17 protein-coding genes are annotated in these 18959 nt (G+C 69.8%); 10 read left to right on the top strand and 7 right to left on the bottom strand.

Going from position 1 to position 18959, the window contains the following annotated elements:
- Positions 1-13: 13 nt before the first annotated feature.
- The gene (locus tag FHT26_RS20515) at positions 14-1369 is read right to left on the bottom strand and encodes a DUF1800 domain-containing protein (RefSeq protein ID WP_168561949.1); all 1356 of its coding nucleotides are present in this window, start codon (positions 1367-1369) and stop codon (positions 14-16) included.
- Positions 1370-1565: 196 nt separating this feature from the next.
- On the opposite strand from FHT26_RS20515, the gene ompR reads away from it, so the two are divergent.
- The 6 genes from ompR to FHT26_RS20485 all read left to right on the top strand — a co-directional run bounded on the left by ompR (position 1566) and on the right by FHT26_RS20485 (position 8558).
- A complete protein-coding gene (ompR, locus tag FHT26_RS20510; protein WP_047512077.1) occupies positions 1566-2300 on the top strand; it encodes an osmolarity response regulator transcription factor OmpR in 735 nt (244 codons plus the stop codon).
- Between the two features lie 6 nt (positions 2301-2306).
- Positions 2307-3635: an ATP-binding protein gene (locus FHT26_RS20505; protein WP_056814584.1), complete on the top strand. Its 1329-nt coding sequence runs from the start codon at positions 2307-2309 to the stop codon at positions 3633-3635.
- On the top strand, positions 3632-4666 hold the full coding sequence (locus tag FHT26_RS20500) for a metallophosphoesterase (RefSeq protein WP_168561948.1): 1035 nt from the start codon (positions 3632-3634) through the stop codon (positions 4664-4666). Before FHT26_RS20505 ends, FHT26_RS20500 begins: the two co-directional genes overlap by 4 nt.
- A 143-nt stretch (positions 4667-4809) precedes the next feature.
- Complete coding sequence (locus tag FHT26_RS20495; protein WP_168562013.1) at positions 4810-6042, top strand: HAF repeat-containing PEP-CTERM protein; 1233 nt, start codon at positions 4810-4812, stop codon at positions 6040-6042.
- Positions 6043-6057: 15 nt separating this feature from the next.
- Complete coding sequence (locus tag FHT26_RS20490) at positions 6058-7293, top strand: HAF repeat-containing PEP-CTERM protein (RefSeq protein WP_168561947.1); 1236 nt, start codon at positions 6058-6060, stop codon at positions 7291-7293.
- Positions 7290-8558: a hypothetical protein gene (locus FHT26_RS20485; protein WP_168561946.1), complete on the top strand. Its 1269-nt coding sequence runs from the start codon at positions 7290-7292 to the stop codon at positions 8556-8558. Before FHT26_RS20490 ends, FHT26_RS20485 begins: the two co-directional genes overlap by 4 nt.
- Here the strand turns inward: FHT26_RS20485 and ispF are convergent.
- Together ispF and ispD are read right to left on the bottom strand one after the other, a co-directional pair.
- Entirely contained in the window at positions 8548-9051 is a 504-nt protein-coding gene (ispF, locus tag FHT26_RS20480) for a 2-C-methyl-D-erythritol 2,4-cyclodiphosphate synthase (RefSeq protein ID WP_246868016.1), read from the bottom strand. The genes FHT26_RS20485 and ispF overlap by 11 nt on opposite strands.
- Complete coding sequence (ispD, locus tag FHT26_RS20475; RefSeq protein ID WP_168561945.1) at positions 9051-9743, bottom strand: 2-C-methyl-D-erythritol 4-phosphate cytidylyltransferase; 693 nt, start codon at positions 9741-9743, stop codon at positions 9051-9053. The genes ispF and ispD overlap by 1 nt, the downstream gene beginning before the upstream one ends.
- On the opposite strand from ispD, the gene mfd reads away from it, so the two are divergent.
- Both mfd and serB read left to right on the top strand, forming a co-directional pair.
- The gene (gene mfd / locus FHT26_RS20470; protein ID WP_490362802.1) at positions 9731-13303 is read left to right on the top strand and encodes a transcription-repair coupling factor; all 3573 of its coding nucleotides are present in this window, start codon (positions 9731-9733) and stop codon (positions 13301-13303) included. The two genes, ispD and mfd, sit on opposite strands and share 13 nt — an antisense overlap.
- 3 nt (positions 13304-13306) lie before the next feature.
- Complete coding sequence (gene serB / locus FHT26_RS20465) at positions 13307-14014, top strand: phosphoserine phosphatase SerB (protein ID WP_168561943.1); 708 nt, start codon at positions 13307-13309, stop codon at positions 14012-14014.
- 25 nt (positions 14015-14039) lie between these two features.
- Here serB and rraA read toward each other — a convergent pair whose 3' ends face one another.
- Positions 14040-14540: a ribonuclease E activity regulator RraA gene (gene rraA, locus FHT26_RS20460; protein ID WP_168561942.1), complete on the bottom strand. Its 501-nt coding sequence runs from the start codon at positions 14538-14540 to the stop codon at positions 14040-14042.
- A complete protein-coding gene (locus FHT26_RS20455) occupies positions 14537-15019 on the bottom strand; it encodes an Lrp/AsnC family transcriptional regulator (protein WP_056814554.1) in 483 nt (160 codons plus the stop codon). Before FHT26_RS20455 ends, rraA begins: the two co-directional genes overlap by 4 nt.
- Positions 15020-15143: 124 nt before the next feature.
- Here FHT26_RS20455 and yedA point away from each other — a divergent pair, with 124 nt between their 5' ends.
- Both yedA and FHT26_RS20445 read left to right on the top strand, forming a co-directional pair.
- Complete coding sequence (yedA, locus tag FHT26_RS20450) at positions 15144-16046, top strand: drug/metabolite exporter YedA (protein WP_168561941.1); 903 nt, start codon at positions 15144-15146, stop codon at positions 16044-16046.
- Between the two features lie 78 nt (positions 16047-16124).
- Positions 16125-16457 (top strand): YciI family protein, encoded by a 333-nt coding sequence (locus FHT26_RS20445; protein WP_168561940.1) that lies wholly within the window; start codon positions 16125-16127, stop codon positions 16455-16457.
- Positions 16458-16463: 6 nt separating this feature from the next.
- On the opposite strand, the gene FHT26_RS20440 is transcribed toward FHT26_RS20445, so the two are convergent.
- Both FHT26_RS20440 and FHT26_RS20435 read right to left on the bottom strand, forming a co-directional pair.
- Positions 16464-17024, bottom strand: a complete 561-nt coding sequence (locus FHT26_RS20440; RefSeq protein WP_168561939.1) for a hypothetical protein — start codon at positions 17022-17024, stop codon at positions 16464-16466.
- A 97-nt stretch (positions 17025-17121) separates the two neighbouring features.
- Positions 17122-18852, bottom strand: coding sequence for a thiamine pyrophosphate-binding protein (locus tag FHT26_RS20435; protein WP_168561938.1), 1731 nt, complete (start codon positions 18850-18852; stop codon positions 17122-17124).
- Positions 18853-18959 lie beyond the last annotated feature (107 nt).

Below are 18959 nucleotides of genomic sequence, written 5' to 3'. Positions count from 1 at the left end.
CGCTGCCTCCGGGTCACTTCAGTTGAAACGCAGGGTCCAGGCTCAGCGCCCGCAGCATCGACAGCCCGACCGTGCCGGCCGGCAGCGGATTGACCGGCGGCGCGGCCAGCACCGCCATCTCGATGCGCGTCTTCGTCGCCGCATCCGGCTCGCGGTCGGCATGCGCGCCGAACTGCGTCAGCCAGGCATCCGCATCGAAGTGCAATCCGCCTGCGCCCTTTTCCATGCCACCCATCTCGACGCCACGGAACAGCCGCTCGGTGAAGCGCTTGCGCTCGAGCAGCGTCGTGCTGTCGATCCAGTCGGTATAGCCCGGCCAGCCCTTCACGTTCGGCGGCACGAACAGGCTCTGCCCGAGCTTCGCGCCGGCGCGGGCGATCGGCAGCATCGAATCGAGCTGCACGTCGAACTGGCGCAGCGTGCCGACCGTCAGCTCGACCGGCGACTTGATCAGCGCCGCGCGCGCGGACGGCGCCCAGAACGCATCGCTCAGCAGCAGCTCGCGCAGCGCCGCATCGATGCGCCAGCCGCTGCCGCGCAGCCGGGCCGCGACGCGATCGAGCGCCGCCGCCTCCGGCACCGGCGAGACGAACTCGCGCCACAGCTTGCCGGCGATGAAGCGCGCCGCCGCCGGCTGCGCGAGCATCTGGTCGAGCGCGCCGTCGGTGTCGAAGGCAGCGCTGCGGCCGAGCAGCGTCTTGCCGCCGCCGTCGTGCAGCCGCGGGCGCAGACGGGCGCTCCAGTCGGCGCGGTCGACGGTCCAGCCCGAAAAGGCGCGCGCGGCTTCCTTGATGTCCTGCTCGCGGTACTGCCCTTCGCCGAGCGTGAACAGCTCCATCACCTCGCGCGCGAAGTTCTCGTTCGGCGCCTGCGCCTTGTTGGCCGCGCCGTCGAGGTAGATCAGCATCGCCGGATCGCGCGCGATGCCGTGCAGCAGCTCGGCGAAGGACCCGAGCGCATGCGTGCGAAACAACTGCTGCTGGATGAACATGCCCTGCGGGTTCTGCACCTTCTGCACCGAGGTCGCGAAGTGGTTGTGCCAGAACAGCACCATGCGCTCGGCCAGCGGCGCCGGCGTGTCGCGCATCTCCTGCAGCCACCAGGCCGCGAGGTCGAGCGTGTCGCGCCGCGCCTGCTGCCGCGCGGCCTTGCGCGCATCGTCGTCGGGCAGCTGGCCGAGCGGCGTGCGGATCGGCTCGCGGGTGAAGTCGGGCGGCGGGTGCATGAAGCGGGCCGCGCGCGCCGCATCGATCAGCCGGTCCACCGCGGCTTCGGCACCCAGGCCGACCCACGGGGCGAGCTGCTGCGGCGACGGCGCGAAGCCGGTGCGGGTCAGCAGGTGGCGGGCATCGCTTTCGTTCAACGTCATGCGTGTCTCCGAGGGCAGTGTGGCCCCAACGAACCGGCCGCGCGCTTCGCCGACAACTCTTGCCGCCCTTCACAAACCTTCACTTGCCAAACCGGAAAAGGCGTGTCGCAAGATTTGTAACAGATGGTCCCGGCGCTCGAAATCCCCGGCCGAACCTGCGCACAATCTCGGCTGTTACAAATCAACGGAGCCGTCGATGACGCCCACTGCCACTGCCCGTCCCGACCGTGTCGTCGTGGTCGATGACGATGCCCGGATCCGCGACCTGCTCCGCCGCTATCTGACCCAGGAAGGCTTTGAAGTCCTGCTGGCGGAAGACGCGAAGGCCTTGAACCGCGTGCTGACTCGCGAGACGGTCGACCTGATCGTGCTGGACCTGATGTTGCCGGGCGAAGACGGCCTGTCGATCTGCCGCCGGCTGCGGGCCGCGAGCGACGTGACGCCGATCATCATGCTGACCGCCAAGGTCGAAGACGTCGACCGCATCGTCGGCCTGGAGGTCGGTGCCGACGACTACCTGCCGAAGCCGTTCAACCCGCGCGAACTGCTGGCCCGCATCCATGCGGTGCTGCGCCGCCGCCCCGCGATGGAAGCCCCGGGCGCCCCGGCGAAGGACGCGCAGACCGTCACCTTCGGCCCGTTCGAGTTCGACCTGGCGTTGCGCCGCCTGTCGAAGGACGGCGAGCAGATCGCGCTCACCACCGGCGAGTTCTCGATGCTGAAGGCGCTGGTGCGCCACCCGCGCCAGCCGCTGTCGCGCGACAAGCTGGCCCAGCTGGCCCGCGGCCGCGAGTTCGAGCCCTTCGACCGCAGCCTCGACGTGCAGATCTCGCGCCTGCGCAAGATGATCGAGCCGGACCCCGCACAACCCCGCTACATCCAGACCGTCTGGGGCGTCGGCTACGTGTTCGTTCCAGACGGCACCGCCTGACGCCGGATGGCGCGCAACGCGGTAGCGCTGAGCCTTTTCTGGCGCACCTTCTTTCTGCTGGCCGTGCTGCTGACCGGCGGCATCTTCGCGTGGGTGCAGACCTTCCGCGCGCTCGAATTCGAGCCGCGCGCAGTCCAGGCGGCGCAGCAGATCGCGAGCCTGGTGAACCTGTCGCGCGCCGCGCTGCGCTATGCCGACGGCATCAACCGCGTCACGCTGGTCAAGACCATGTCCGACCAGGAAGCGGTGCGCGTGCTGCCGCGCGAGCCGGGCGATAAGTGGGAGGCCTTCGAGGTCGACCGCTTCTCGCGCGCGATCGGCCAGGAACTGCGCACCCGCCTCGGCCCGGACACCATCGTCGCGACCTCGGTCAACGGCAACGGCGGCCTGTGGGTCGGCTTCTCGATCGAGAAGGATCCGTACTGGCTGCAGGCCGACCCGACCCGCGTGCGCCCGCTGGCCGGCAGCACCTGGCTGCTGTGGGTCAGCATCGCGCTGCTGGCCACCGTGGTCGGCTCGGCCGCGATCGCCCGGCTGATCAACCAGCCGCTGCGCGACCTGTCGTTCGCCGCCAGCCGCATCCGCGATGGCGAATACGAATCGCAGCTCGACGAGAACACGCTGACCAGCGAGATCCGCCAGGTCAACATGGGCTTCAACCGCATGGCCCGCGAACTCGCCAAGGTCGAAGAAGACCGCGCGGTGATGCTCGCCGGCATCTCGCACGACCTGCGCACCCCGCTCGCCCGGCTGCGGCTCGAGGCCGAGATGAGCGTGCACGATGAAGAAGCCAAGCGCAACATGGCGCTCGACATCGACCAGCTCGACGCCATCATCGACAAGTTCATGGACTACGCCCGCCCCGGCGAGACCAAGCTGGTACCGGTGCACGTCAGCAGCCTGGTCGAGCGCGAGATGCAGGGCTTCCGCGACCCGAGCCAGATCCGCATCGTCTCGCGGGTGGCGATCGACACCAAGGTGATGGCCGACGAGATCGAGCTCGGCCGCGTGTTCCAGAACCTGTTCGAGAATGCACGCCGCTACGGCCGCTCCACCGACTCTGGCGTTGCCCGCGTGCATGTCAGCTACGCGCGCACCGGCCCGTGGGTGATCCTGAGCGTTCGCGACCACGGACCCGGCGTCTCGCACGACAAATTGAAGCAGCTCACCACCCCGTTCTTCCGCGGCGATGCCGCGCGCACCGCCGCCACCGGCGCCGGCCTGGGCCTGGCCATCGTCGAGAAGGCGGTGCAGCGCATGGGCGGCAACTTCGAGCTGTCGAATGCGTCCGACGGCGGCCTCGTCGCGCACGTCAGGCTGAAGCGCGCGCCATGAAGCTCGGATTCCCGATCGCCCGCGCCGGCAGCCGCGGGTGGCGCGTGCTGTCGGGCGTCGCCATCGTCGTGCTGTTCGGCGCACTGGTGGCGCACGACTTCCGGGGCGCATGGTACGAAGAAGGCGACCGCCATCGCGTGATCGCCAAGCTCGCGATCTACTGGTTCTCGTGGCTGCTGTGGCCGGCCCTGCTGCTGCTCGTGCGCGAGACCTGGCGCACTGCGCGCCGCCGCCGTGTCGCCGCCACCCTGGCCGGGGCCATCGCCGTCGCGCTGTGCGGCTGCTTCACCTGGGCCCGCTTCATCGAACCGAACGCGCTGCAGGTGCGCGAGACCACGCTCGGCACCGCCTGCGGCGTGCGGGTCGCGCTGATCTCCGACCTGCACGTCGGCCTGTTCGTGCGCGAACCCGACCTGCAGCGCCTGGTCGACCGCCTCAACACGCTGCAGGTCGACGCGGTGCTGGTGGCCGGCGACTGGACCTTCGAGCCGGACCACGACCTGCGCAGCACCTTCGCGCCGCTGGCCGGGCTGCGCCACCGCACGCTGTCGGTACTGGGCAACCACGACGAGCAGCGGCCCGGCCCGCCGCTGCGCGATGCGCTGCAGCAGGCGCTGGCGGCCGCGCATGTCGAGCCGATCGACGGCCGGCGCGTGCCGCTCGGCCGCTGCGAGCTGCAAGGCCTCGGCGACCGCAGCGCCGGTTCGGCCGAGCGCGACCTCGCCGAATCGCGCCGCGAGCCCTGGCGCGTCGACCGCGCGCACCGCGTGATGCTGACGCACAACCCCGACACGGTGTTCGACCTCGAACCCGACGAGGCCGCGCTGCTGCTGGCCGGCCACACGCACGGCGGGCAGATCGACATCCCGGTCTTCACGGCGCACCTGCTGGCGCATGCCACCGACGGCGCGTTCCGCCAGGGCCTGTACGAGATGAAGAACGCGCGCGTGTTCGTCACCCCCGGCGTCGGCATCGACAAGCTGCCGGTGCGCTTTCGCGTGCCGCCGACCATCGACCTGCTGAGCTTCTGACCGCCCGCGCGCGGCCCATCCGACGGATGGCGGCCGCATGCCCCTGCGCTTCTCGCGGGTGTGTGTGAAAACGACATCAAACGTCACACGGCAGCCGTACAAAAGCTGCGTCGACGGCCGTCGTCGCATCCCAGGGGAACACCATGAAGACTCGCATCGCACGCGTCCTCGCGGCGCTGGGCACCAGCGCCTGCCTGTCCGGCGCCCTCGCCCCCGCCCACGCCACCGAGTACAGCCTCACCGACCTCGGCCTGCTCGGCAGCGGCTGGAGCAACACCTACGCGACCGGCATCAACGCCAGCGGACAGGTGGTCGGCTATGCCTTCAACGACGGCACCAACGGCACCTCGTTCAGCGACCAGTACCAGGCCTTCGTCACCGGCGCCGACGGCCACGGCATGGCGGCGATCCCGACGCTCGGCGGCAGCTGGAACAAGGCGACCGGCATCAACGACAACGGCTGGGTCGTCGGCACCTCGGCCACCACCACCTCGACACCGGGCGGCGACACCCGCGGCTTCGCGATGGAAGGCGCCGGTGCAGCGCCGCGCAGCCTCGGCACGCTGGCCGGCCCGAGCACCGCGAACGGCATCAGCGCCGACGGCCGCATCGTCGGTGCCTACACCAGCCCGGCCAGCACGCAGCGCGCCTACCTGACCGATGCGAACGGCGGAGCGATGCACGACATCGGCACGCTGGGCGGTTCCAGCTCGACCGCCCACGGCGTCAACCAGGCAGGCCAGGTGGTCGGCAGCGCCGAGTACCGCAGCTACACCAGCGTCGACACGCCGCGCGAACGCGCCTTCATGACCGGCCGCGCCGGCGACGTGATGATGCCCATCGCGGTGGCCGGCTACGACATGACGGACCGCGACACCAATTCGGTGGCCTACGCGATCAACGAGGAGGGCACGGTGGTCGGCCGCTCGTCCGCGTTCGTCGGCGACGCCGGGCGGGCGTTCATCGCCGGGCGCGACGGCATCGGCCGCGTGCTGAACCTGCACGACATGGGCACGTTCGAGATGCCCGGCCCGTGGCAGCTGACGAGCCAGGCGCTGGGACTCAACCGCCTCGGCCAGGTCGTCGGCAGCTACTACTTCACCAGCAACATGATGAGCCACGCGTTCATCAGCGGCGCCAACGGCTTCGGGCTCGTCGACGTCAACACGCTGAGCTTCACGAACCTCGCGGCCGGTGCGCGCGACTGGATGTTCTTCGACGCCACCGGCATCAACGATTCGGGCCAGTTCATCACCAACGGCAGCAACGGCCATGCCTACCTGGTGACGCCGGTGCCCGAGCCGGCGGCGGTGCTGATGATGGCGTGCGGCCTCGGCTGGCTCGTGTGGCGCCGCCGCGCGAGCATCAACGGTTGACGGAAGGAGTCGACCATGGGCAAGACACTGATGCGCTTCTTTGCTGCGCTGTGTGCCGTAGCGGGCCTGGCCGGCGCGCCCGCGGTGGCGAACGCCGCCATGTACACGTTGTTCGACCTGGGGGCGCTGGGACCACCGCCAGGGGCGGGCGAATGGCGCTGGATGCAGGCCACCGGCTTCAACAACAGCGGCCAGGTGGTGGGCTTTGAAACGCACCTCGCCCAGGCGGCGGACGGGTCGTGGAGCGAGACCGGCGAGACCGCCTGGATCAGCGGCGCCAATGGCATCGGCCTGAGCGCCCTCCCGACGCTCGGTGGCGCATGGAACCGGGCCACCGGCATCAACGATGCAGGCTGGGTGGTCGGCACCTCGTCGACGGCCAGCGGCACCGAGCGCGCGTTCGTGGTCGGCCCGAACGGCACGTCGGCTCGCGACCTCGGCACGCTGGGTGGCACGTCCAGCAGTGCGACCGCGATCAACGCCAGCGGCCAGGTGGTGGGCACCAGCACGACCGCCGCGGGGCTTCGACGCGGCTTCATCAGCGATGCGCAGGCGGGCACCCTGCACGACCTCGGCAGCCTGTACCAAGGCAGCACCGCCACGAGCGCGCCGACCGCCATCAATGCATCCGGGCAGGTCACCGGCATGAGCAGCGCATCCCCCGGCATGGACGGCACGGAGCGCGCGTTCGTCACCGGACCGAACGGCACGGCGATGCGTCAAATCACCATCACCGGCCAGGACCCGACCGCACCCAGCTGGGGCCGGGGCATCAATGACCGTGGGCAGACGAGCGGACTGTCGGCACCCGGCTACAGCTACCCCGCCGGATTCATCGCCGACGCCGACGGCAACGGACGGCTGCTGGAGTTGCCCATCGGGCCTGGCGGTGGCGAATTCCCGGTGTCTGTCGACGTCTGGCCCGGCGGACTGAATGCGGCGGGCCAGATGGTCGGCCGCTACCACCAGGGCACCCTCGCGGAGGGCCTGTTCGTCACCGGACCCGATGGCCACGGCGCAACGCTGCTGGATGCCAGCTCCTTCATCGGGCTCACCGGGCCGCTGCCGTACTGGGACTACGACGCTGCGTTGCTGATCAACGATGCCGGGCGAATCCTCGTCACCTCCGGGGACCGCCACGTCTACCTGATCTCGCCGGTGCCCGAGCCGGCCGTCGTCTCGATGCTGCTGGCCGGCCTGGGCCTGCTGGCCTGGCGGCAGAAGCCGTCCCCACGAAAGGAGAACACGTGAAGCACACGATGAAGCACCGCCTGCGCCGCCTGCTGGCGGCACTCGGCACCTCCGGCGCCTTGCTGGCCACCGCGCCGCTCGCGCAGGCCGGCGAGTACCTGCTGACCGACCTCGGCGGGTTCGGCGGCGACTGGATCGGCATGGTCGCCACCGGCCTGAACAACAGCGGCCAGGTGGTCGGCTATGCCTATGCGCGCGGCAACAACGGCTGGTCGTCCGACGACACCTACATGGCCTTCGTGACCGGCGCCAACGGCATCGGCCTGACCAGCATCCCGACGCTGGGCGGCAGCTGGAACAAGGCGACCGCCATCAACGACCAGGGCTGGGTCGTCGGCACCTCGTCGATCAACCCCGACAACGGCGATGCACCGGACGACACCCGCGCCTTCGTGATGCCGGGCGCCGGCGCCACGCCGCGCAGCCTCGGGTCGGCAGGCAACAGCACTGCGTCGAAGATCAATGCCGGCGGCCAGGTTACCGGCAGCTTCATCAACGCCGACGGGCTGCAGCGCGGATTCGTCACCAAGCCGGGCGCCGGCGCCCTCCAGCCGATCGGCACGCTGGGCGGCGCGACCTCGACGGCCAACGGCATCAATGCCGCCGGCACGGTGGCGGTCAACGCAGAGAACCGCATGCGCGGCGACCCGACGGAGCCGGTGCGCTCGCGCGGTGCGCTGGCCGACGCGAGCAACCAGGCGCTGACCGAGGTGAAGGTTCCCGGCTACGACTACGACAACATCGACACGATCTCGGGCGTTGCGGACATCAACGACCGCGGTCAGGTGCTGAGCGGTGCCGCGCGCTTCTATGGCCCGGACGGCGGTGTCTACCTCACTGAAGCCAGCGGTGCCGTGAAGAAGATCGAGCTGGGGCAACTGGCCACGTTCCACGGCGGCGGTCGAGAAGCGTTCTACGCAGGGGGCAACGCAATCAACAACCTGGGCCAGATCGCGGGCAGCTTCACCTTCACGCCCAACATCTACGCGCACGCCTACATCACCGGCCCGAACGGCAGCGATCCGGTCGACGTCAACACCCTGTCGTTCGTCAACACCGACCCTTCGTTCTACGGCGAGTTCCTGTATGCAAGCGACATCAACGACCGCGGGCAGTTCGTCGTCACCGGGCTCAACAGCCATGCGTACCTGGTGACGCCAGTGCCGGAGCCGGCGGTGGCGGTACTGATGGTGTGCGGGCTCGGGTGGGTGTGCTGGCGGCGACGTGTCCCGGATCGGCATCCGGGCTGTGAACTCAAGGCTTGACCAGCAGGCAGACGGCGCGGGCCTCGATGGCTTCGAGGCGGCCGACCGGCCCCATCTTCTCGGCCGTCTTGGCCTTCACGTTGACGCGGTCGACGTCGAGGCCGAGCGCGCCGGCCACGCGCTGGCGCATCGTCAGGATGTGCGGCGCCATCTTCGGCTGCTGCGCGACGATGGTGCTGTCGACGTTGGCGATCTCCCAGCCGGCCAGTCGCACGCGGCGCGCCGCCTCGGCCAGCAGCGCGAGCGAATCGGCGCCGTGGAACTGCGGGTCGGTGTCGGGGAAATGCTTGCCGATGTCGCCGAGCGCGGCGGCACCGAACAGCGCATCGGTCAGCGCATGGCACAGCGCGTCGGCATCGGAATGGCCGAGCAGCCCGTGCGTGTGCGGGATCTCGACGCCGCCCAGCACCAGCTTGCGGTCGGCCACCAGCTGGTGCGTGTCCCAGCCTTCGCCGATGCGCATCTGCGGCGGCTTGTTGCGGTTCGGGTTCATCAGCGCGTCCTCAGCAGTCGTTCGGCCAACGCGAAGTCGTCCGGGTAGGTGATCTTCAGGTTCTCGAGCGCGCCGCGCACCAGCAGCGGCGAGCGGCCCTGCGCCTCGATCGCGCTCGCTTCATCGGTGACCTCGCTGCCGGCATGCGCCAGCGCGTCGCGCAGCCGGCCGATGCGGAACATCTGCGGCGTCTGCGCCTGCCACTTGTGGCGGCGCTCGAGCGTCGCCTCGCTGCGGCCCTGCACCTCGTGCTTCAGCGTGTCGGCCAGCGGCAACGCGAGCAGGCCGCCGACGGCGTCATGCAGGCACACGTCGATCAGCCGGTCGATCCACTCGGGGCGCACCAGGCAGCGTGCGGCATCGTGCACCAGCACCCAGTCGTCGCTGTGCGCGCCGCGTGCCAGCAGCTCGGCCAGGCCGTTGGCCACCGTCTGCGCGCGGGTGTCGCCGCCGACGCGCGCGGCCCAGCCGGTGAAGGCCGGCGCGTGCGATTCGAACGCGTTGTCCGAAGGGCTCAGCACCACCAGCACCTGCGCGAGCCGCGCCACCTGCGCGAGCGCCGCCAGCGTGTGCGAGACGACGCTCGCACCGGCCAGCGCTGCGTACTGCTTCGGCCCGTTGGCCGCGGCACGCTCGCCGACACCGGCGCAGGGCACGAGGGCGAACAACCTGGAGGGAGATGAAGTCGGCATGGGGCGCGAAAAAGTGGGCGAATTCTATAATCGGCACTGCTCGATCGCCCCGCCGCCACGCCGCGCGGGGCGATTTGATTTTGTCGCGCACGCTCGCGCTGCCCGTGTTGCCTGTGTCCATGCACCTGCCCAGCCTGTCCCCCGGAAAACGCTTCACGCTGCCCCGTCCGATCGGCTCGGCCGATGCGCTGCTGCTGGCCCGCTTCGCACAGGCCCGCACCGACCAGAAGCAGCTCACCGCGATCGTCAGCGCCGAGCCGGCCGACACGCAGCGCCTCGAAGGCGAGCTCGCGTTCTTCGCGCCCGAGCTGCGCATCGCGGTGTTCCCCGACTGGGAAACGCTGCCCTACGACACCTTCTCGCCGCACCAGGACCTGATCTCCGAGCGGCTGGCCACACTGTGGCGCATCCAGCGCGGCGAGGTCGACGTGGTGCTGCTGCCGGCATCGACTGCGCTCGTGCGCCTCGCGCCGCCCAGCTTCCTCGCGGCCTACACCTTCAACTTCAAACAGAAGGAAAAGCTCAACGAAGCCGCGCTGAAGGCCCAGCTGACCCTGGCCGGCTACACCCATGTGAGCCAGGTGGTGTCGCCCGGCGAGTACGCCGTGCGCGGCGGGCTGATCGACCTGTTCCCGATGGGCTCGCTGGTGCCCTATCGCGTCGACCTGTTCGGCGACGAGGTCGACAGCATCCGTACCTTCGACCCCGACAGCCAGCGCAGCTTGTTTCCGGTGCCCGAGGTGCGGCTGCTGCCGGGCCGCGAATTCCCGATGGACGAGGATTCGCGCACCGCGTTCCGCGCCCGCTGGCGCGAGAAGGTGGACGGCGACCCGACCAAGGTGCGGCTCTACAAGGACATCGGCAGCGGCATCGCCACCGCCGGCATCGAGTACTACCTGCCGCTGTTCTTCGACAGCATCGCGACCATCTTCGACTACCTCGGCGAGCAGGCCGCGATCGCGCTGCACGGCGAGGTCGACGATGCACTGAAGCGCTTCTGGGTCGACACCCGCGAACGGCACCGCTTTCTCCAGCACGACAAGGAACGGCCGATCCTCCCGCCGGAAGACATCTTCCTGCGCGCCGAAGACTTCTTCGCGATCGTGAATGCGCACCCGGTGCTGTCGGTGCGCGGCAAGGAAGAGACCGACTGGGCGCGCCCGCTGCCCGACCTGAGCGTCGACCGCGGCGCGCCGGAGCCGCTGAAGAAGCTGCAGCTGCATGTCGGCACCACGGCGCACCGGGTGCTGATCGTCGCCGAGAGCGAAGGCCGGCGCGAGAGCCTGCTCGAGCTGCTGCGCGACAACCGGATCGAGCCGCCGTCGGTCAAGGGCCTCGCGGAATTCGAGCAAGGCGACGAGCGCTTCGCGATCGCGGTCGCGCCGCTGGCCGAGGGCTTCTTCTGGCACGACACCGAGCACGGCAAGGCGATCCAGTTCGTCACCGAGACGGAGCTGTTCGCCACCTCGCCCACCGGCCGGCGCAAGCGCAAGCAGGAGCAGGTCAGCGACGTCAACGCGCTGATCAAGGACTTGTCGGAGCTGAAGGTCGGCGACCCGGTGGTGCATGTGAACCACGGCATCGGCCGCTACGTGGGGCTGATGAACATCGACCTGGGCGAGGGGCCGAGCGAGTTCCTGCACCTCGAATACGCAGACAAGGCCACGCTCTACGTGCCGGTCGCGCAGCTGCACCTGATCAGCCGCTACACCGGCGTCAGCGCCGAAGAGGCGCCGCTGCACCGGCTCGGCTCCGGCCAGTGGGACAAGGCCAGGCGCAAGGCCGCCGAGCAGGTGCGCGACACCGCGGCCGAGCTGCTGAACCTGTACGCGCGCCGCGCGGCGCGCGAAGGCTTCGCGTTCCGCTTCTCGCCGCACGACTACGAGGCCTTTGCCGCGAGCTTCGGCTTCGAGGAAACGCCCGACCAGAAGGCCGCGATCCATGCGGTGATCCAGGACATGGTCAGCCCGAAGCCGATGGACCGGCTGGTGTGCGGCGACGTCGGCTTCGGCAAGACCGAGGTGGCGCTGCGCGCGGCCTTCGTGGCCGTCACCGGCGGCAAGCAGGTGGCGATCCTCGCGCCGACCACGCTGCTGGCCGAGCAGCATTTCCAGAACATCTCCGACCGCTTCGGCAAGTGGCCGGTGAAGGTGGCCGAGCTGTCGCGCTTCCGCTCGCCGAAGGAGGTGAAGGCGGCGCTCGAAGGCATCGAGGACGGCACCGTCGACATCGTGATCGGCACCCACAAGCTGATCAGCCAGAGCGTCAAGTTCAAGCGCCTGGGGCTGCTGGTGATCGACGAGGAACACCGCTTCGGCGTGCGTCACAAGGAAGCGATCAAGGCGATGCGCGCCGAGGTCGACGTGCTGACGCTGACCGCGACGCCGATCCCGCGGACGCTTGGCATGGCGCTCGAAGGCCTGCGCGACCTGAGCGTGATCGCGACCGCGCCGCAGCGGCGGCTGGCGATCAAGACCTTCGTGCGCAACGAGAGCACCGGCACCATCCGCGAAGCGGTGCTGCGCGAGCTGAAGCGTGGCGGGCAGGTGTACTTCCTGCACAACGAGGTCGAGACGATCGAGAACCGGCGCGAGAAGCTGCAGGAGCTGCTGCCCGAGGCGCGCATCGCGGTCGCGCATGGTCAGATGGCCGAGCGGCAGCTGGAGCACGTGATGCGCGATTTCGTCGCGCAGCGACACAACGTGCTGCTGTGTTCCACCATCATCGAGACCGGCATCGACGTGCCGAGCGCGAACACCATCGTGATCAGCCGCGCCGACAAGTTCGGCCTGGCGCAGCTGCACCAGCTGCGCGGGCGCGTCGGCCGCTCGCACCACCAGGCGTATGCCTACCTGCTGGTGCCCGAGGTCGAGGGCCTGACCAAGCAGGCCGCGATGCGGCTGGAGGCGATCCAGAACATGGAGGAGCTCGGCTCGGGCTTCTACCTCGCGATGCACGACCTGGAGATCCGCGGCGCCGGCGAGGTGCTGGGCGACAACCAGAGCGGCAACATGATGGAGGTCGGCTTCCAGCTCTACAACGAGATGCTGGGCGAAGCGGTGCGTTCGCTGAAGGCCGGCCGCGAGCCCGACCTGTTGTCGCCGTTGTCGGCCACCACCGAGATCAACCTGCATGCGCCGGCGCTGCTGCCCGACGCCTACTGCGGCGACGTGCACACCCGCCTGAGCCTGTACAAGCGCCTGGCCACCGCCGACAAGCCCGAGCAGATCGACACCATGCTCGAGGAAATCACCGACCGCTTCGGCAAGCTGCCGCCGCAGGGCCAGACGCTGTTCGACGTGCACCGGCTGCGCGTGCTGGCCAAGCCGTACGGCGTGATGAAGATCGATGCGGCGCCGGCGCTGATGGTGATCAGCTTCCGGCCCAACCCGCCGGTGGATGCGATGCGCATCATCGAGCTGGTGCAGAAGAACCGCCACATCAAGCTGGCCGGCAACGACAAGCTGCGCATCGAGCGCCAGACCCCCGAGCCGAAGGACCGCGCGCAGCTCATTCGCGACGTGCTGCGTTCGCTCGGCACCCCGAAGCAACCTGCCTGACCCATGACCTCCGAATTCGCCCCCGGCCTCGTCCTCCAGCGCTTCACGCCGCCGCTGCGGCTTGCCGACTTCAAGCTGATCGCGTTCGACATGGATTCGACGCTGATCAACATCGAATGCGTCGACGAGATCGCCGATGCGGCCGGCCGCAAGGCCGAGGTCGCGGCGATCACCGAGGCCGCGATGCGCGGCGAGATCGCCGACTACAAGGACAGCCTGCGCCGGCGCGTGGCGCTGCTGAAAGGCGTGCCGGTCGGCGCGATGCAGCAGGTGCTCGACCAGCGGCTGCAATTGAACCCGGGTGCCGCGACGCTGGTGCAGGCCTGCCAGGCCGCCGGGCTGAAGACCCTGCTGGTGTCGGGCGGCTTCACCTTCTTCACCGACCACGTGCGCGACCGCCTGAAGATCGACTTCACCCGCTCCAACGTGCTGGAAGTGACCGACGGCGCGCTGACCGGCCGCATGGTCGACCAGCCCTGGGGCGACATCTGCGACGGCGACGAGAAGCGCCGCATGCTGCTCGCGACCTGCGCGCAACTCGGCATCGCGCCGTCACAGGCGATCGCGATGGGCGACGGCGCGAACGACCTGCCGATGATGGGCGTGGCCGGGCTGTCGGTGGCCTACCACGCGAAGCCGGCGGTGCGGGCACAGGCGATGGTGGCGATCAACACCGGCGGCCTGGACCGGCTGCTGGAGGTTGTCGCGTAGCCCGGGTGACAACCCGGGAAGCGGACTACCGAAGCATGACGACGATCCCGTCCGCATCCGCATAGAGCCATTCGCCCGGCCGCACCCACACACCCTGGATCGTCACGGCCACGTCGCGCTGGCCTTCGTTGCGCTTCTCGGTCGGCAACGGCATCAGCGCCAGCGCGCGGATGCCGACATTGCAGGCCCTGAGCTCCTCGACATCACGCACGCAGCCGTCGACGAGCACCCCGGCCCAGCCGTTGCGCGCCGCGGCGGCCGCGAGGTTGCCGCCGACCAGCGCGCGCCGCAGCGAACCGCCGCCGTCGACCACCAGCACGCGGCCCTGCCCCGGCGACTCGACCGCGGCCTTGACCAGCGAGTTGTCCTCGAAGCATTTGACGGTGCTGACCGGGCCGCTGAACTTCGGCTGGCCGCCGTAGTCGCGAAACACCGGCGGCAGCACGCGGAACGCGCCGTCGGTGTCGTTCTTGTGCGCATCGCACAGGTCGCAGGTGGCGAAGTCGGCGTGGGTGTCGGTGCTCATGCGGTGACCTTCTTGATCGGGGGTTTCACATCTTCGCGCCGCGGCGGCAGCATGGTCTGGTGCTCGCGCGGGGTGTTCAGGATGATCGCGGTCGAGGTTTCGGTCAGCAGGCAGAACTTGGTGACGACGGCGTCGAGGTGGGCCACGTCGATCACCGCGATCTCCAGCATCCAGCTGTCTTCGCCGGTCACGTTGTAGGCATTGACGACCTCGGGGCTCTGCTGCACCAGCTTGACGACCCGCGCGTACTCGGCGCGCCCGACCCGCATCACCGCGCGGATGCCGTAGCCGAGCTTGCCGAGGTCGACCGTCGCGCGGTAGCCGGTGATCACGCCGGCCGCTTCCAGCTTGCGCACCCGCTCGGTCACCGCCGGCTGGCTCAGGTGCACGCGGCGGCCCAGTTCGGCCATCGTCAGCCGCGCGTCAGCCTGCAGCTCGGCCAGGATGCGCGTGTCGTGGGCATCGATTTCAGCGTTCAAGGCAAAACCTCCGAAAGTCCTTCAAACATAGCACGCGTCGGCCCGCTCGGCCTTGTTTCCTGCATTCCATTGCGGTGCCCACCTTCGTACGATGTCGACCTGATTTCTGCACCGAGCACCGCCCATGTCCGCCTCCTCACCCACCGCCGCGCTGCAGCCCGACCGCGGCCCGCAAGCGCTGATCCTGCTGTGCCTGGCCGCCACCTGGCTGGTCTGGGGTTCCACCTACCTCGCGATCAAGTTCGCACTGGTCAGCTTCCCGCCGTTCCTGCAGATGGGCTCGCGCTTCCTGTTCGCCGGCGTGCTGCTGATGGCATGGATGCGCTGGCGCGGCGCGCCGTGGCCGAGCCGCGTGCAATGGCGCAATGCTGTGGTCGTCGGCGCGCTGATGCTGGGCGGCGGCATGGGCTGCACCGCCTACTCGGAGCAGACCGTCGGCTCCGGCCTGGTGGTCGCGTTCATCGCGGTGGTGCCGCTGATGATCGCCGGGCTGAACCTGCTGTGGCGCGTGGTGCCGAGCCGCATCGAGCTGCTCGGCATCGCCGTCGGCCTGGCCGGCGTGCTGATGCTGACACAGGGTGCCGGCTTCCAGGCCTCGCCGATCGGCTTGGCCGCCATCGCCACCGCCTGCCTGACCTGGTCGATCGGCAGCGTGCTGAGCCAGCGCAGCCTGCCGCTCGCGCCGGGTGCCACCGGCTTCGCCAGCGAGATGATCTGCGGCGGCGTGGTGCTGCTGTTGCTGGCCGCCGTGACCGGCGAGCAGATGCAGTGGCCGCCCGAGCCGAAGGCGGTCGGTGCCTGGTTCTACCTGGTGGTGTTCGGCTCGCTGATCGCGTTCAACGCCTACATGGTGCTGCTGTCGAAGGCGAGCGCCGGGCTCGCGTCGAGCTACACCTTCGTGAACCCGGTGATCGCGATGCTGCTGGGGGTCGCGGTGGCCGGCGAAACCGTCACGCACTACGAATGGACGGCCGCCGGCGTGGTGCTCGCGGGCGTCGTGCTGCTGCTCTGGAAGAAGGCAAGGTGACGAGACGCGCCCCTTGACTCCAGGCGGGCGCCCCGTTTGCCCGCCATGACGGCATGTTCCTTGAACAGGAGAGCCGACATGGCAAAGTTCATCACGATCGGCTATGGCGATGAAGCCGGCTACGACCGGACCGCCGCCGCGGTGAGAGACGCGGCACACGCTCACGACGCGTCGATGCGTGCCAATGGTGCATTGATCGGCGTCGCGGGCGCGCCGGTGCAGGTGCGAAACCACGACGCCGCGGGTGTGCAGACGACTGCCGGCCCGTTCTTGCGCAGCAGCCTGCCGATTGCGGGGTTTGCGGTGATCGACGCGAACAACCTGCAGGACGCCATCGCGTTGGTGTCGAAGTCGCCGTGCGCCGTCGCCCACGGCGTCATCGAGGTCTGGCCCCTTGAAAAAATGCCTTGACGCCCGCTAGCGCGCCGCAACCGCCTCGCGCCGCCACAGCGTGAAGCGCTTCAGCTCGCGCGTGCTGACGGCCTTCAGCAATTGCGCCTGGTCCAGCGGCCCGAGGTGCTGCGCCATCGCATCGAGCAGCCGGGTCGGCACGGCCTGCGCATTCGAGACGGCCAGCGCATCGGCATCGCTGTCGGGCTGCGTCATCAGCACGAAGAACAGGTCTTCGCCGAGCGGGCCGTCTTCGGTGGTCAGCACGTCGACCTGCCGGATGTCGGACCAGGCCAGGCGCCGGGTCGACGGCTCCTGCGGGTCGTCGGGCAGGCCGCTGCGGTGCACCAGGCCCCACGGGCCGACGTCCAGCGTGTCGTAGCCCGGCATCGCCACCTGACGGCGCTGCGAACGCAGCAGCGGCGGCAACAGGCTCAACGCGAGCAGCAACGCCCCCGGCCACCAGCGCGCCTGCCCGGCCCAGGCCGCCGCCAGCCACACCAGCGACACCGCGAGGCAGGCCCGCCACACCCAGCGCTCTGCCGGCGTCGGCGCCGGCACGGGATTGACGGGAAGCACTTTGTTCATCGTCGGCAATATATCGTTGGTATGACACCGCGGGTATGACATTGTCTTGAACAAGTCATCCGACGGCACCCTCCGGCCTGCCGGGCGATCCGGTCGGTCATGCCTGGCCCAGCCGGCGCCTGGCCGCGTCGCGGATCGCCTGCAGGCTGCTGCGGCTGGTGCTGACGTCGGCATCGAGCTTCAGGTGCAGCAGCGTCGGGCGGCCGCTGTCGAGCGCGGCGGCGAACGCCGGCTCGAAGCCGGCGGTGTCCGAGACACGCGCCGCGCGCCAGCCGAAGGCCTCGGCCAGCGCCGCGAAGTCCGGGTTGAACAGGTCGCTGCCGCTGACACGTCCGGGGTACTCGCGCTCCTGGTGCATGCGGATCGTCCCGTAGGTGCCGTTGTCGACGACGACGCTGATCAGCCGCTTCGCCCCGTAGCCGGTGGCGGTCGCGAGCTCCTGCCCGGTCATCAGGAAATCGCCGTCGCCGGCGATGTTGACCACGGTGCGCTCGGGGTACAGCAGCGCCGCGGCCACCGCGGCTGGCACGCCGTAGCCCATCGCACCGGCGGTCGGCGCGAGCTGCGTGCGGCCGGCGTGCTGCAGGCCGTGGTAGCGGCAGAAGCGGTGCAGCCAGCCGCTGTAGTTGCCGGCGCCGTTGGTGTAGACGGTGTCGGCCGGCGCGAGGCGCTGGATGGTCTTGACGACCTCGGCCATGTCGAGCGGCTGCACCGCGGCGGCCACGTGGTTGGCTTCGTAGTCGGCATGCGCGGCGGCCGTCCAGTCGCCCCAGGCCGGCCGGGTCGGCGCGGCCAGCGCTTCGAGCGCCTTCGCCGCGGCGGCCATCGACGACTGCAGCAGCAGGTCGGCGGCATAGACGCGGCCGAGCTCCTCCGGCCCGGCATGGATGTGCACCAGCTTCTGCAGCGGCCGCGGCGCCTTCAGCAGCGTGTAGCCGCCGGTGGTCATCTCGCCGAGCCGCGCGCCGACGGCGATCACCAGGTCGGCCTCGCCGATGCGCCGCGCGAGCGCCGGGTTGATGCCGATGCCGACATCGCCGGCGTAGTTGGCATGCCGGTTGTCGAACAGGTCCTGGAAGCGGAACGCGCAGCCGACCGGCAGGTTCCAGTTCTCGGCGAAACGCTGCAGCGCGGCGCAGGCCGCGGCATCCCAGCCGCTGCCGCCGGCAATCACGAACGGCCGCTCGGCCGCCACCAGCAACGCCCGCAGGTCGCGCAGGCCGCCCGGCGCCGGCCAGGCGTGGGCCGGCTCGGCGCGCGGCAGCACCGGCGCATCGGTGGCCTGCGTCAGCATGTCTTCCGGCAGCACCAGCACCACCGGCCCGGGCCGGCCCTGCAGCGCGGTATGGAAGGCGCGCGAGATGTATTCGGGCAGCCGCGCCGGGTCGTGCACCTCGCCGACCCACTTCGCGAAACCAAGCGTGCCGGGGCCGAACACCTGCCGGTAGTCGAGCTCCTGGAAGGCCTCGCGGTCGCGCTGGTCGCTGGCCACCTGGCCGATGAACAGCACCATCGGCGTGCTGTCCTGGAACGCGGTGTGCAGCCCGATGCTGGCATTGGTGGCACCCGGGCCGCGCGTCACGAAGCAGACGCCGGGGCGGCCGGTCAGCTTGCCCTGCGCCTCGGCCATGAAGGCGGCGCCGCCTTCCTGCCGGCAGGCGATGAAGCGGATCTTGTCGGCATGCTCATGGAAGCCGTCGAGCACGGCCAGGTAGCTCTCGCCGGGCACGCCGAAGACGGTGTCAATGCCCTGCGCGATCAGCGCTTCGACCAGCACGTGGCCGGCCAGTCGTTGCGGGCGTGGCGAATGGGACGGGGAGTCGGTCATGTCGGCGCGGCAAAGGAAGCGGAATGAAGCGCCCAGTGTGCCTCGTGCGCTGACGATTCGCGGCGGCGTCGAACAGGAAGTGTCCGTCGGCGACGCAATCGGCGTCT

This window comes from Rhizobacter sp. SG703 (genome assembly GCF_012275445.1).
GTDB lineage: Bacteria > Pseudomonadota > Gammaproteobacteria > Burkholderiales > Burkholderiaceae_C > Rhizobacter.
The sequence above is the reverse complement of the archived record's forward strand: the minus strand, read 5'-3'. Positions and strand labels throughout refer to the sequence as shown.